Annotated in this window: 13 protein-coding genes; 9 read left to right on the forward strand and 4 right to left on the reverse strand. The window is 61.3% G+C overall.

Going from position 1 to position 12,539, the window contains the following annotated elements; translation table 11 throughout:
* Positions 1 to 108 precede the first annotated feature (108 nt).
* Positions 109 to 1,008 (forward strand): bifunctional methylenetetrahydrofolate dehydrogenase/methenyltetrahydrofolate cyclohydrolase FolD, encoded by a 900-nt coding sequence (gene folD, locus VH564_RS00795; protein ID WP_423337932.1) that lies wholly within the window; start codon positions 109 to 111, stop codon positions 1,006 to 1,008.
* Between the two features lie 7 nt (positions 1,009 to 1,015).
* Here the strand turns inward: folD and VH564_RS00800 are convergent, their stop codons facing one another.
* Positions 1,016 to 2,041, reverse strand: a complete 1,026-nt coding sequence (locus tag VH564_RS00800) for a LacI family DNA-binding transcriptional regulator (protein ID WP_423337933.1) — start codon at positions 2,039 to 2,041, stop codon at positions 1,016 to 1,018.
* 317 nt (positions 2,042 to 2,358) lie between these two features.
* On the opposite strand from VH564_RS00800, the gene VH564_RS00805 reads away from it, so the two are divergent.
* The 6 genes from VH564_RS00805 to VH564_RS00830 all read left to right on the forward strand — a co-directional run bounded on the left by VH564_RS00805 (position 2,359) and on the right by VH564_RS00830 (position 9,347).
* Positions 2,359 to 3,720: an ABC transporter substrate-binding protein gene (locus VH564_RS00805; RefSeq protein ID WP_423337934.1), complete on the forward strand. Its 1,362-nt coding sequence runs from the start codon at positions 2,359 to 2,361 to the stop codon at positions 3,718 to 3,720.
* 118 nt (positions 3,721 to 3,838) lie between these two features.
* Complete coding sequence (locus VH564_RS00810) at positions 3,839 to 4,855, forward strand: carbohydrate ABC transporter permease (protein WP_423337935.1); 1,017 nt, start codon at positions 3,839 to 3,841, stop codon at positions 4,853 to 4,855.
* Position 4,856: 1 nt separating this feature from the next.
* A complete protein-coding gene (locus VH564_RS00815) occupies positions 4,857 to 6,020 on the forward strand; it encodes a carbohydrate ABC transporter permease (protein WP_423337936.1) in 1,164 nt (387 codons plus the stop codon).
* A gap of 36 nt (positions 6,021 to 6,056) precedes the next feature.
* A complete protein-coding gene (locus VH564_RS00820; protein WP_423337937.1) occupies positions 6,057 to 7,709 on the forward strand; it encodes an alpha-glucosidase in 1,653 nt (550 codons plus the stop codon).
* Positions 7,710 to 7,734: 25 nt separating this feature from the next.
* Complete coding sequence (locus tag VH564_RS00825) at positions 7,735 to 8,823, forward strand: ABC transporter ATP-binding protein (protein ID WP_423337938.1); 1,089 nt, start codon at positions 7,735 to 7,737, stop codon at positions 8,821 to 8,823.
* A gap of 113 nt (positions 8,824 to 8,936) precedes the next feature.
* Positions 8,937 to 9,347, forward strand: a complete 411-nt coding sequence (locus VH564_RS00830) for a hypothetical protein (protein ID WP_423337939.1) — start codon at positions 8,937 to 8,939, stop codon at positions 9,345 to 9,347.
* Between the two features lie 81 nt (positions 9,348 to 9,428).
* On the opposite strand, the gene VH564_RS00835 is transcribed toward VH564_RS00830, so the two are convergent.
* The 3 genes from VH564_RS00835 to VH564_RS00845 form a co-directional block, all read right to left on the reverse strand.
* A complete protein-coding gene (locus VH564_RS00835; protein WP_423337940.1) occupies positions 9,429 to 9,965 on the reverse strand; it encodes a chloramphenicol phosphotransferase CPT family protein in 537 nt (178 codons plus the stop codon).
* 100 nt (positions 9,966 to 10,065) lie between these two features.
* The gene (locus VH564_RS00840; protein WP_423337941.1) at positions 10,066 to 10,266 is read right to left on the reverse strand and encodes a hypothetical protein; all 201 of its coding nucleotides are present in this window, start codon (positions 10,264 to 10,266) and stop codon (positions 10,066 to 10,068) included.
* Positions 10,267 to 10,494: 228 nt separating this feature from the next.
* Positions 10,495 to 11,103, reverse strand: coding sequence for a TetR/AcrR family transcriptional regulator (locus VH564_RS00845; RefSeq protein WP_423337942.1), 609 nt, complete (start codon positions 11,101 to 11,103; stop codon positions 10,495 to 10,497).
* 72 nt (positions 11,104 to 11,175) lie between these two features.
* Here VH564_RS00845 and VH564_RS00850 point away from each other — a divergent pair, with 72 nt between their 5' ends.
* Together VH564_RS00850 and VH564_RS00855 are read left to right on the forward strand one after the other, a co-directional pair.
* A complete protein-coding gene (locus VH564_RS00850; RefSeq protein ID WP_423337943.1) occupies positions 11,176 to 11,664 on the forward strand; it encodes a cupin domain-containing protein in 489 nt (162 codons plus the stop codon).
* A gap of 115 nt (positions 11,665 to 11,779) precedes the next feature.
* Positions 11,780 to 12,451 carry an adenylate/guanylate cyclase domain-containing protein gene (locus VH564_RS00855; protein WP_423337944.1) on the forward strand — a complete coding sequence of 224 codons (672 nt, stop codon included), beginning with the start codon at positions 11,780 to 11,782 and terminating at the stop codon, positions 12,449 to 12,451.
* The last annotated feature ends 88 nt before the right edge of the window (positions 12,452 to 12,539 follow it).

Below are 12,539 nucleotides of genomic sequence, written 5' to 3' on the forward strand. Positions count from 1 at the left end.
GCATTCGCCTTGCAAATTGTCGTCTTTTGACATCAAAGGGCGTAGGCAGGCAAACTCCTGCCGCAGGGCGGCGCTAGGTTGCCGCCGATGACATTCGGGAGAAAATGCGTGGCAACAGTGATCGACGGCAAGCACGTGGCGGCTTCAGTTATCGAGACGGTGAAGTCGGCAGCCGCCGCCCTGACGACCGAGACCGGCAAGACGACCGGACTTGCCGTGGTCATCGTCGGTGACGATCCCGCCAGCCACACCTATGTCGCTGCCAAGAGCCGCATGGCCAAGGAGTGTGGCTTCAACTCGATCCAGCACACTCTCCCGCTTGAGACGACACAGGCTGAACTGGCCGCGCTCGTCGCATCGCTGAACGCGGACCCGGCCATCAACGGCATCCTGGTGCAGTTGCCCCTGCCGAAGCATCTTGATTCGGATGCGATCATCCAGTCGATCCTGCCGGAGAAGGACGTCGATGGGCTGCATGTCGTCAATGCCGGCAAGCTTGCCACCGGCGACCTCGCCACAGGCCTGATTTCCTGCACCCCGGCGGGTGCGATGCTGTTCGTCCGCCGCACCCATGGCGAGGATCTGTCCGGTCTCAACGCCGTCGTCATCGGTCGTTCTAACCTGTTCGGCAAGCCGATGGCGCAGCTTCTGCTCAATGCCAATGCCACCGTGACAATTGCCCATTCGCGTACCAAGGACCTGCCGGCCGTTTGCGCCCGCGCCGATATTCTTGTCGCCGCTGTCGGACGCCCCGAGATGGTCAAGGCCGATTGGGTGAAGCCTGGCGCCACGCTGATCGATGTCGGCATCAATCGCATCGATGCGCCGGAACGCGGAGAGGGCAAGAGCCGGTTGGTCGGCGACGTTGCCTTCGGAGAATGCGCGGAGGTTGCGGCCGTCATCACGCCGGTACCGGGCGGCGTCGGTCCGATGACCATCGCCATGCTGATGGCCAATACGGTTATTGCCGCCTACCGCGCCGCCGGCAAGAGCGCGCCGACATTCTGAAGAACGTTCACGAAGGTGGAGCCGCACCTGTGGAGGCGCGGACAATCAACTCTGTTTTCCACAGTTCTTGATCGGGGAAGGGGCCCAGGTTCTTGATCCCGCCGATAAGCCGCTCGGCGATGCGAACGCCGGCGGCCCTGAGAGACGAACGGGTCGTCGTCAGCGGCACGGAAAAGTTTTCCGGCTTCAACAGCGGCAGCACGTCGTCATGGGCGATCAGCGAAATATCCTCGCCGAGCTTCAAGCCCGCCTGGTTGACCGCCCGGATGGCGCCAAGTGCCAACACGGTGCTCGAACAGAGGATCGCCGTCGGCCTGTCGGGCAATTGCAGGAAGCGTTCCATGGCAATCAGCCCCTGTTCGTCGGTCATCGCCGTCGTGCTGGTACAGGCCCGCTCCAGCCTCAGCCCGCGTTCGGCCAGCGCCGAAACGACACCGTCATGGCGGCGCATGGCAAAATCGAGATGGGCCGGACCGTTCATCACCGCGAAACGTCGATGGCCGAGTTGCAGCAGCAGCCGTGTAGCGTCGTAGAAGGCCCCCTCGTTATCGATGTCGAGAAACGGATAGTCCGGCTCGCTGCCGAAGGAACGGCCATGCACCACGAAGGGGACGGACAGCGACTTCAGCATGGCGACGCGCGGATCGTGGGCGCGCATGTACGCGACGAACAGCGCGTCGACATTGCCGCTCACCGCCAGCCGCCGCAATGCCGCCACCTCGTCTTCCGGATCGGCCGGCATGATGACGAAATGGAAATCGTGCCGCAGCGCCTCCTCGCCGAGACCGGTCAGGAATTCGCCGAAATGCACGTCGGACGGATGGCCCGGCGCCGTCGGCATCACCAGACCGATCGATCCGGCTTTGCCGGTTGCCAGCCGCTGCGCCGCCTTGTTGGGCCGATAGCCGGTATCGCGCGCGGCGCCCAGCACCCGTTCGCGGGTTTCGCGGCTGACTTCGGGGTATCCGTTGAGGGCGCGGCTGACGGTCGTCTGGGACAGACCCAGCATCTTCGACAATTGTTTCAGGTTCACACCCGTACCCTCCCCATGCGCCGCTACGGGAGGAAAACGATCATCGTCCGATGCCGCCCTCGTGCTCTCAACGTCTCCCAAAGCGCTTTCAATTATGGGATGGGCGCCCACCTTGACTCAAGAAAAATCGCGCCATATTGCCGTTATTCGATGCTGCATTGCGAGATTTCGTCTCTTGGGATGCCGTTTCGTAAAATCGCTTGACTCACAGCGGTGGCAGTAGAATGAATTCGAGAGCCAAAGCGCTTTGAGGATAGCGTATCACTCGCTGTTTTGTGGGAGATGCCTTTGGATATTGTGACGGGAGGGAAACGCACATGAAGACATCATTTCTGATGAGCCTTGCTTTGGCTGCAGTTATGGCAGGCACAGTATCGGCCGCCGATCTCAAATTTAAGCCCAACGAAGATTCCAAGTTCAACTGGAAGAGCTATGACGCCTTCAAGGCGGCCCATGCCGACCTGAAGGGCCAAACGATCACCATCTTTGGCCCCTGGCGTGGCGAAGACGAAAAGCTGTTCAGCAGCGTTCTCGCCTATTTCACCGAAGCCACCGGGATCGACGCGAAATACTCGTCGTCGGAAAACTACGAGCAGCAGATCGTCATCGACACCCAGGCCGGCTCGCCGCCGAACGTCGCGATCCTGCCGCAGCCGGGCCTCTTCGCCAATCTCGCCAGCAAAGGCTACCTGACGCCGCTCGGCGACGACCAGGCCAACTGGGTCAAGACGAACTACGGCGCCGGCGACAGCTGGGTCAGCTACGGCACCTACAAGGGCAAGGACGGCAAGGATGCCTTCTACGCCTTCCCCTACAAGGCCGATTTGAAGTCGCTCGTCTGGTACGTGCCTGAAAACTTCGAGGAAGCCGGATACAACGTTCCGAAGACAATGGAAGAGCTGATGAAGCTCTCCGACCAGATCGTCAAGGACGGCGGCGTGCCGTGGTGCATCGGGCTGGGTTCTGGCGGCGCGACCGGCTGGCCGGCGACCGATTGGATCGAAGACCTGATGCTGCGCACGCAGTCTCCGACCGACTACGACAAATGGGTCACCAACGAACTCAAGTTCAACGACCCCAAGGTCGTCGGCGCCATCGAGGAATTCGGCAAGATCGCCAAGAATCCGAAATATGTCGACGGCGGCGTCGCAGCGGTTGCTTCGACCGATTTCCGCGACAGCCCCAAGGGTCTCTTCGCGGTTCCGCCGAAGTGCTACATGCACAAGCAGGCGTCCTTCATCCCGTCCTTCTTCCCCGAGGGAACCAAGCTCGGCCAGGACGCCGATTTCTTCTACTTCCCGCCTTACGCCTCCCATCCTGAACTCGGCAAGCCGGTTCTCGGGGCCGGCACACTGGCAGCGATCACCAAGGATTCGAAGGCCGCCCGTGCGTTCATCGAATTCCTGCAGACCCCGATCGCCCACGAAGTGTGGATGGCGCAGTCCGGCTTCCTGACGCCCTACAAGGCCGTCAACACCGGCACCTACGCCAACTACACGCTGAAGAAGGAAGGCGAATTGCTGACCTCCGCGACGGCCTTCCGCTTCGACGGATCCGACCTGATGCCGGGCAAGATCGGCGCCGGCGCGTTCTGGACCGGCATGGTCGACTTCGTCGGCGGCAAGTCCGCGCAGGCCTCGGCCGACGACATCCAGAAGGCCTGGGACGGCATCAAGTAATACGCCACCAAAGGCCGCCGCTGGTGTTTCAGCGGCGGCCCCGGATGCCATCGACGTTGTGGGGACGACGTCGTTCGCTGCATAGCGGCAGCAGGAGACTGCTCAACGGGAGGGACGTATGATCTGGCAGATTGGTTCGGCACTGGGTGCCGTGGTATTGGGCGTGGGCGCCTGTGCGGCCTACTTCCTGTTTTCCAACAAGTTGCTCGATTTCGCCCTTCCGGCGCGAGAAGGCGATGATGTGTTCGTCGCGTCGCGCAACCTTCGCCGCCGCTCGATTATCCGGCCCTGGCTGTTCATCGGCCCCGCCCTGTTTCTTCTCGCCGTCTATCTCGTCTATCCCGTCATCGCCACTTTCATCCTGTCGTTCTACGACAAGGGCGGAGAGCAATATGTCGGGCTTGCCAACTACCAATGGGCGATCGGCGACCGTGAATTCCGCCAGTCCATCTTCAACAACATCCTCTGGCTGGCCGTCGTGCCCGCCGCCTGCACCTTCTTCGGCCTCGTCATTGCCGTCATGACCGACCGGATCTGGTGGGGCAATATCGCGAAAAGCATCGTCTTCATGCCGATGGCGATCTCCTTCGTCGGTGCCTCCGTCATCTGGAAATTCATCTACGAATATCGCGGCGGCAACGACACCCAGATCGGCCTGCTGAATGCCATCGTGCAGCTGTTCGGCGGCACGCCCGAAGTCTGGATCTCCATTCCCTTCTGGAACAACTTCTTCCTGATGATCATCCTCATCTGGATCCAGACCGGCTTTGCCATGGTCATCCTGTCGGCGGCGCTCCGCGGCATTCCGGAGGAAACGATCGAGGCCGCCGTCATCGATGGCGCCAATGGCTGGCAGATCTTCTGGAAGATCATGGTGCCGCAGATCTGGGGGACGATCGCCGTCGTCTGGACGACGATCACCATCCTCGTTCTGAAGGTCTTCGACATCGTGCTGACGATGACCAACGGCCAGTGGGATTCCATGGTTCTCGCCAACCTGATGTTCAACTGGATGTTCCGTGGTGGCGGCGACAGCGGCCGCAGCGCCGTCATTGCCCTCATCATCATGCTCGCCGTCATGCCGATCATGGTCTGGAACGTCCGGCGCGCCAACCAGGAAACGGGAGATAACTGAGATGACCTTCGACAGGAGCTTCTTCCGCATCGGTCCCGCCCGGCTGTTCGTCCACGCCATGGTGCTTCTGATCGTCATCGTCTGGCTGGTGCCGACCCTCGGCATCTTTGTCACTGCGCTTCGCGACAAGGACCAGATCACCGTCTCCGGCTGGTGGACGGCCTTTTCCGGCTCGACGCAGACAACCGCTGTACGCCTCGATGGCGGCGACAAGGCGCAGCCGGACGGCCCCAACTACGTGATCTCGGGCTCGGTCTTTGCCGCTGCCGGGTCGCTCGGCAAGGTCAGCGCCTTCGGCGTTAAGGCACAGGACCCATCGGCGTTCAAGGTCGGCGAGCCCGCTGAAATCGGCAACGGCGAAACGCTGCTGATCAACACGGACGGCAGCTACAAATATACGAAGAACACCGCCTTCGACGATACGCGCGGCAAGCGCATCTATATCTCCGTCGCCTCGCCGCCGGCCTTCACGCTGCAGAACTTCAAGACGGTGGTGACGGGCGAGGGCATTGGCCAGTCCTTCATCAATTCGCTGACAGTCACCATCCCGGCCACCATCATTCCGATCCTGATCGCCGCCTTCGCCGCCTATGCGCTTGCCTGGATGGAGTTTCCCGGTCGCTCGCTGATGATCGCGCTGGTGGTCGGCCTGATCGTCGTGCCGCTGCAGATGTCGCTGATCCCGCTGCTGCGCCTCTATAACGAGATAGGCTCCTTCCTCGGCGTGCCGTCGAAGACCTATCCCGGCATCTGGCTCGCCCACACCGCCTTCGGCATGCCGCTCGCCATCTATCTGCTGCGCAACTACATCGCCGGCCTGCCAAAGGAGATCATCGAATCCGCCCGCGTCGATGGCGCCAGCGATTTCGACATCTTCGTCAAGATCATCCTGCCCTTGTCCTTCCCGGCGCTCGCATCTTTCGCAATTTTCCAGTTCCTCTGGGTCTGGAACGATCTTCTGATCGCCATGGTCTTCCTTGGCACCGGCAAGGAAGAACTGGTGCTGACCGGAAGCCTCAATGCACTGCTCGGCTCGCGCGGCGGCAATTGGGAAATCCTCACGGCCTCGGCCTTCGTTACCATCATCGTGCCGCTCCTCGTCTTCTTCGGTCTGCAGCGCTACCTCGTGCGCGGTCTGCTGGCCGGATCGGTCAAGGGCGGCTGACGTTCACGCTTCGCATTCACACAGGATCTCCCAGGAATGACTATCGCGACCCCATCGATCACGGCGCCCGACAAGAACTGGTGGCGTGGCGCCGTCATCTACCAGATCTATCCGCGCTCCTTCCAGGATTCCAACGGCGACGGCATCGGCGATCTCAAGGGCATCGCCGCGCGCCTGCCGCATGTGGCAAACCTCGGCGCCGACGCCATCTGGGTGTCGCCCTTCTTCATGTCGCCGATGCGCGATTTCGGCTATGATGTCTCCGACTACGAGGACGTCGATCCGATCTTCGGCACGCTGGCCGATTTCGATTCGCTGATCGCCGAAGCTCATCGCCTCGGCATCAAGGTGATGATCGACCTGGTCATCTCCCACTCCTCCGACCGTCACCCCTGGTTCGTCGAAAGCCGCTCCAGCCAGAACAACCCGAAATCCGACTGGTATGTCTGGTCGGACGCCAAGCCCGACGGCACCCCGCCCAACAACTGGCTGTCGATCTTCGGTGGTTCGGCCTGGGCCTGGGATCCGACCCGCATGCAATATTACATGCACAACTTCCTGACCTCGCAGCCCGATCTCGATCTCCACAATCCGGAGGTCCAGGATCGCCTGCTGCAGGTCGTCCGCTTCTGGCTCGATCGCGGCGTCGACGGCTTTCGCCTCGACACCATCAATTTCTATTTCCACGACCGCGAGCTGCGCGACAATCCGGCGCTCGCCCCGTCGCGCCGCAACGCCTCGACGGCACCGGCGGTCAACCCTTACAATTTCCAGGAGCACATCTACGACAAGAACCGCCCGGAAAACATCGCCTTCCTGAAGCGCTTCCGTGCCGTGCTGGAAGAGTATCCGGCGATCGCCGCCGTCGGGGAAGTCGGCGACAGCCAGCGCGGCCTGGAGATCGTCGGCGAATATACCTCCGGCGATGACAAGATGCACATGTGCTACGCCTTCGAATTCCTCGCCCCCGACGCGCTGACGCCGGGTCGCATCGAGGAAGTGATGAAGGATTTCGGCGCTGCCGCCCCGGATGGCTGGGCGTGCTGGGCCTTCTCCAACCACGACGTGGTGCGCCATGTCAGCCGCTGGGGCAGCCTGGTCGCCGATCGCGAGGCCTTCGCCAAGCAATATGCCTCGATCCTGATGACGCTGCGCGGCTCCGTCTGCATCTACCAGGGCGAGGAACTCGGCCTGACGGAAGCCGAGATCGCCTATCAGGACCTGCAGGATCCCTACGGCATCCAGTTCTGGCCGGAATTCAAGGGCCGTGACGGCTGCCGCACGCCGATGGTCTGGGACAGCCAGAGGGTGCAGGGCGGGTTCTCCACCGAAAAGCCGTGGCTGCCTGTTCCGGTCGAGCACATCCTGCGTGCCGTCAGCGTCCAGAGCGGCGACGAACACTCCGTGCTCGAGCACTACCGCCGTTTCCTCGCCTTCCGCAAACAGCATCCGGCCTTTGCCAGCGGCGAGATTTCTTTCTATCCGCCGCAGGACGATGTGATGCTCTACACGCGGACGTTCGGCAACGAGACGATCCTTTGCGTCTTCAACATGAGCGCTGCGGATGGTTCGGCCGAACTCCCGGAGGGTGCCTGGGAGGCGCTGGCCGGACACGGTTTTGCCAGCAACATCTACGGCAACAAGATCGATATTCCGGCATGGGGCGCCTATTTCGCGCGCCTCGCCTGACACAACAAAAAGGGAGGGGCTTGCGATGACGGGACTGGTTCTGAAGGATATCCGGAAATCCTACGGCGCAGTGAATGTGCTGCATGGTATCGATCTTGAGATCGAGCACGGGGAGTTCATCGTCTTCGTCGGCCCGTCCGGTTGCGGCAAGTCGACGTTGCTGAGGATGATCGCCGGGCTGGAGAGCATCACCGGCGGCGAGATGATCATCGACGGGCGGGTGGTCAACGAGGTGCCGCCCTCGCGGCGCGGCATCGCCATGGTGTTCCAGTCCTATGCGCTCTATCCGCATATGACCGTCTACGACAACATGGCGTTCGGCATGCGCATCGCGCACGAAAGCAAGCAGGAGATCGATCGCCGCGTCAGGGCTGCGGCCGACAAGCTGCAACTGACGCAATATCTCGACCGGCTGCCGAAGGCGCTTTCCGGCGGCCAGCGCCAGCGCGTCGCTATCGGCCGCGCCATCTGCCGCAATCCGAAAGTCTTCCTGTTCGACGAGCCGCTGTCGAACCTCGACGCGGCCCTGCGCGTCGCCACCCGCATCGAGATCGCCCGGCTGAACGACTCCATGCCGGATACGACGATGATCTACGTCACCCACGACCAGGTGGAAGCGATGACGCTTGCCGACCGCATCGTCGTGCTGTCGGCCGGCCGCATCGAGCAGGTCGGCCCGCCGCTGGAGCTCTATGAGCGTCCCGCCAACCTGTTCGTCGCCAAGTTCATCGGCTCGCCCGCCATGAATATCATCCCGGCAACGATTGCCGAGGCCGGGGCGCAGACGGTGGTAACGCTGACCGGCGGCAAGTCGGTTACGCTCGATATCGCAACCCCCGCGTCGGAAAAGGGCGCCACGGCAAGCTTCGGCGTACGGCCGGAAGACCTCAGGCTCGCAGAGGGCAACGACTATCTGTTCGAGGGGGAGGTCGCGATCGTCGAGGCCCTGGGCGAGGTGACGCTGCTTTACATCGAGGGCCTGGTCGACGGCGAGCCGATCGTGGCCAAACTCCCGGGCATCGCACCGATCGAGCGTGGCCAGAAGATGCGCTTCGTGGCGGACCGGGACAAGCTGCATCTGTTCGACAGCGGGGGACGAACTTACCGTCGGTGAGAAAAGCGGCGCCGTCAGCGCAACTTATGCGGCGCAAGCTTCACGCATTGAACAATCTGTTAAAGATCGGCTGCTAGTTTCTCGGGTGCAAAATCATTTAAGGGCCCACGATCATGGCAGCTTCCGTGCCGAACCAGCCGTCCCATTTCCTGAACAAGGAAGAATCCTTCATGTACGACCGCGAAGGTCGCTACAAGATGCAGGACACGATGAATGCGGCGCGGATCGAGTACACCGAAAAGGGCGTGATGAACCTGGCCTCGCGCCGCTGCGATATCGTCAAGATCTCGATGAGCGGCGCGATACTGGCCATCCTGACGCAATATAACCTGCCCAAGCAATTCTACCTCGACATTCCCGACGCGCGCATCAAGAAGGTTGGCTGCGTGCTGATGAAGGTCTTCCCCAACAACACGATCGAAGTACGCTTCCTGTCGCTGCTGACGGAGAAGGAAATGAACAAGATCTTCGTCTACAGCACCCACCCGGCCCACCGGAACCACGTCCTGGATATCAGGGGGTAGGGCGAGGTTAGACAGGATGCCTTGCGCAGTGAGGCGCTCAAAGTTCCTGCCTAGATAGCGACTGGCGATTTTTTCGCCAGCCTAGGTGCGTGTGAAGCTTGAGTCGCGGATACCGCTTCGCCAGGCGTGCAGCAAAGAGTCGACATTCGCCTCCGTTTCCGCCGTCGATTGCAACGTGATGTCGTAGGTCTTTCCGACGTGTATGGTCTCGAAATCCCGCTTGGCGCTGCCCAACGGTCTGTCACCACGCGCACTTTCCCGTTCAATGAGAAGTGGGAGAGGGCAATGCACCGCGGCGAAGAAAACGTCATGCCCCGCGAGAAGTCCGCGGAGTGTCGGCAGCCAGCCGTCGTTGTCGAGGATGTGCTCGAGAATGAGGTTGTTCCCGGCGTCCGCATAGGCTTTCAGGGAAGTATGGAAGCCTTCGAAAAACGCGGCCCGCGAGTCCGACCAGCGAAAATCGCCGCTCTTGAACCGGCTCGTGGGAAGCACGCCCGCGTCGCGCAGATGATCGATTGAGACGTGCCAGAAGGGCTCCTCGATGCGTGCCTGCAAGGCTTTCGCAAGGGTGGATTTGCCGCTGCTCGAAGCTCCGTGCAGAAAGATTACATGCGCCATGACGATCCCTCCGGTTTGCGCGTGTCGGTACGGCAGATGTTGCATCAGAGACGTCGATGCCGTCCGGGCACCGCAGACCGCATCGGCCCGCGGTCCGTCTTCAGAGCCTGCGCGCTGCCAGGCGCCGCCTGTCGTGTTCGACATGATCGAAGCCGCGCTCGGTCAAACGAAATTCGCGTTTCTGAAATTCGCCACGGATCAGGATGAAACCCTGCTCCTCGGCTTCCTTCAGCGTTTTGAGACTTGTGCCCTTCGGGGGAGACTGCCAGTTCATGCCTTCGGCACTGTGCAGCAAAACCATGATCTTGATAATGTCGTCTCTCCCTCGTTGAACGACGCGCAAAGGCAGCGACATAACCCCGGAGCTGCGCCTTGGATAAGGCTCGATGGTCCCGGCAGCGCGCCGTATCGCAACGAGACCCCTATAAGAGCTCCGGTCAGAAGGGTCAATTGCACGGGAAGACGCCCGCCTCGGCGGCTGCCTGGCGGCGACCCACCCGCATCATTCTGCGAAGACAGGGCCAATCTCCTATCGCGCACTTTCGGCAAGGGCGCCGGCGAGCAGGGATTTCGCAGTCCATCGAAGGAGATCGGCAGCGGCGCCATTATCCAGCTCGCAGATATCCTGCGTCACCACCAAGGCCTCGATACCTGTGACCAGCGACAGCGCATTGACCAAGCGGTCGAGATCTTTGGGCGGCATGCTGTCCGTCAAGGGTGCGAGGGCGGCCCGGAGCCATGTGAGACGACGTCCACCACGACGCGCGTTCGACTGCCCGGTCGCCGAACTGGCAAGCAGCGCCCGAAAAACGCTCTCGTTTGCCACGACCATATCGAAGATCTGCGTCACTAGCCGGTCGAGCCTTTCCGCCGCGGCCTCAGGGCCATCGCCATCCCTGGCAAGCGGCACCTCGATCACCCCTGCGACCCCGTCAAGCACAGCCTCGCGGATCAGTTCCTCGGAGGCTGAAAAGTAACGGTACGCCGTCGCGCGTGAGATCTGCGCCTTGTCGGCCACCTCGCCAACAGACGGATTTTGATTGCCGCCCTCGATGAGCTCCCGCGTGGCCCGCAGCAGTTCGGAACGCGTTCTCCTCTTCTGGTTGACCCGCTCAAAACTTTTCGCTTGACTGTCCATGTTCATCCAATTACGAGATAAGTGTCTCATGACGATTTCAATTTATCATAAACAGAAAAGGACGCAAGCCTAATGACCGCAGATGTTTCGACAAATCACGTCGATGCTCGTGACCCCCTGACAATTCATTTTCTTGGAAATATCCTGACGTTTCGCGCACGCTACGCCGACACCGGGCGGAATTTTACGGTGATCGAGGTGACGACAGCGCCGGGCGCAGGTGCGCCGCCCCATACCCAGACGGACCAGGAAGCTTTTCTCGTTCTCGATGGACAGTACGAGATTAGCGTTGGCGGCAACGTCACCCTGTGTGGCCCCGGCGACTTCGTTCACGTCCCACCAGGCCAGCTTCACCTGTTTCGCAACAATGCGCCGACGAATTCGAAGATGCTGCTTATCAACTTCCCGGGGGATCTCCACGAGGAGTTTTTCAAGGCGGTGGGTGAGCGGCTCGAGTTCGGAAGCACCACATTTCCTGAAATGGCGGCACCGGACATTCCTAGGATAATCGAGGTGGCTGCGCGTTTCGGCATCGTGATCCCGCCGCCGCCGATCCATTGAAGCCCGACCAAAGCCGATTGCTGCCATCCTATCGCCTGGTGGGATAGCAGCAATCCAATATCCGCAGGCTGTCTGCCGCTGAGCGAGGGCAGGACAAAAGGTGAGGAAGCAGCCGATGACCCGAAATAGTGCGCAGGCTGCCGCTCGGCAGGGGACGCAGCCGCAGCTACCTGCACTCCGCGCCGACGCCAACACCTACCAGCCTGCAACCATCCTGTTTGTCGATATGATCGGCTTCACCGCCTTCTGTGCAGAAAACGATCCACCGACCGTTAGGACCGTCCTGCAGGATTTGCTGCGCCTTCTCAGCGAGCAGGTCCTGGCCTGTGGTGGGACAATCGAAAAATATCTTGGCGATGGACTGATGGCTCGCTTCGATGGATCGAGCTTCGGAAGCCGCGACGCGGCGAACGCTGTCCGTTGCGGAGTAGCCATGACGGAGAAGGTTGCGCAATGGAACGCCAGCTCAGGTCGGCACAGTGAAAGCGCAATCCGCGTTGCGATCGGGGTGCACTCTGGAAGTGTCATCATTGCGCCCGTCGGTGGCAGCAGGCACGGAGAACTCGCCGTTTTCGGGGATACGGTCAACATCGCCAGCCGGCTGGAAGGCAAATGTCGCTGCCTCGATGCCGCCATCCTGATCACGGCGCAGGTCGCGGAAAAAGTCGTCTCCGAGGGACGCTCAGATCTTCTCGGAGGCTTTGCAGCCTTCGGGTTCCACGAATTGCGCGGCCGCAGCGGCTACCTGCATCTTCACGGTCTGCCCCGTTCGTCCTCGGACGTTTAGTCGTTAGACGGCGAGCCAAAGAGGAGGTTGCTGACCTTCATTGTCCGGCATGCGTGGCGCGAGGCAGATCAGCAACCGGGCGACGGAT

This window comes from Rhizobium sp. HT1-10 (assembly GCF_049472505.1).
Lineage (GTDB): Bacteria > Pseudomonadota > Alphaproteobacteria > Rhizobiales > Rhizobiaceae > Rhizobium.

What these genes read in the sequence shown, in the direction of transcription:
- VH564_RS00845 (WP_423337942.1), bottom strand. Translation starts at nt 11,103, where the DNA reads ATGGACAGTCAAGCGAAAAGTTTTGAGCGGGTCAACCAGAAGAGGAGA.
- VH564_RS00840 (WP_423337941.1), bottom strand. Translation starts at nt 10,266, where the DNA reads ATGGTTTTGCTGCACAGTGCCGAAGGCATGAACTGGCAGTCTCCCCCG.
- VH564_RS00805 (WP_423337934.1), top strand. Translation starts at nt 2,359, where the DNA reads ATGAAGACATCATTTCTGATGAGCCTTGCTTTGGCTGCAGTTATGGCA.
- VH564_RS00815 (WP_423337936.1), top strand. Translation starts at nt 4,857, where the DNA reads ATGACCTTCGACAGGAGCTTCTTCCGCATCGGTCCCGCCCGGCTGTTC.
- VH564_RS00855 (WP_423337944.1), top strand. Translation starts at nt 11,780, where the DNA reads ATGACCCGAAATAGTGCGCAGGCTGCCGCTCGGCAGGGGACGCAGCCG.
- VH564_RS00810 (WP_423337935.1), top strand. Translation starts at nt 3,839, where the DNA reads ATGATCTGGCAGATTGGTTCGGCACTGGGTGCCGTGGTATTGGGCGTG.
- VH564_RS00835 (WP_423337940.1), bottom strand. Translation starts at nt 9,965, where the DNA reads ATGGCGCATGTAATCTTTCTGCACGGAGCTTCGAGCAGCGGCAAATCC.
- VH564_RS00820 (WP_423337937.1), top strand. Translation starts at nt 6,057, where the DNA reads ATGACTATCGCGACCCCATCGATCACGGCGCCCGACAAGAACTGGTGG.
- VH564_RS00830 (WP_423337939.1), top strand. Translation starts at nt 8,937, where the DNA reads ATGGCAGCTTCCGTGCCGAACCAGCCGTCCCATTTCCTGAACAAGGAA.
- VH564_RS00825 (WP_423337938.1), top strand. Translation starts at nt 7,735, where the DNA reads ATGACGGGACTGGTTCTGAAGGATATCCGGAAATCCTACGGCGCAGTG.
- VH564_RS00850 (WP_423337943.1), top strand. Translation starts at nt 11,176, where the DNA reads ATGACCGCAGATGTTTCGACAAATCACGTCGATGCTCGTGACCCCCTG.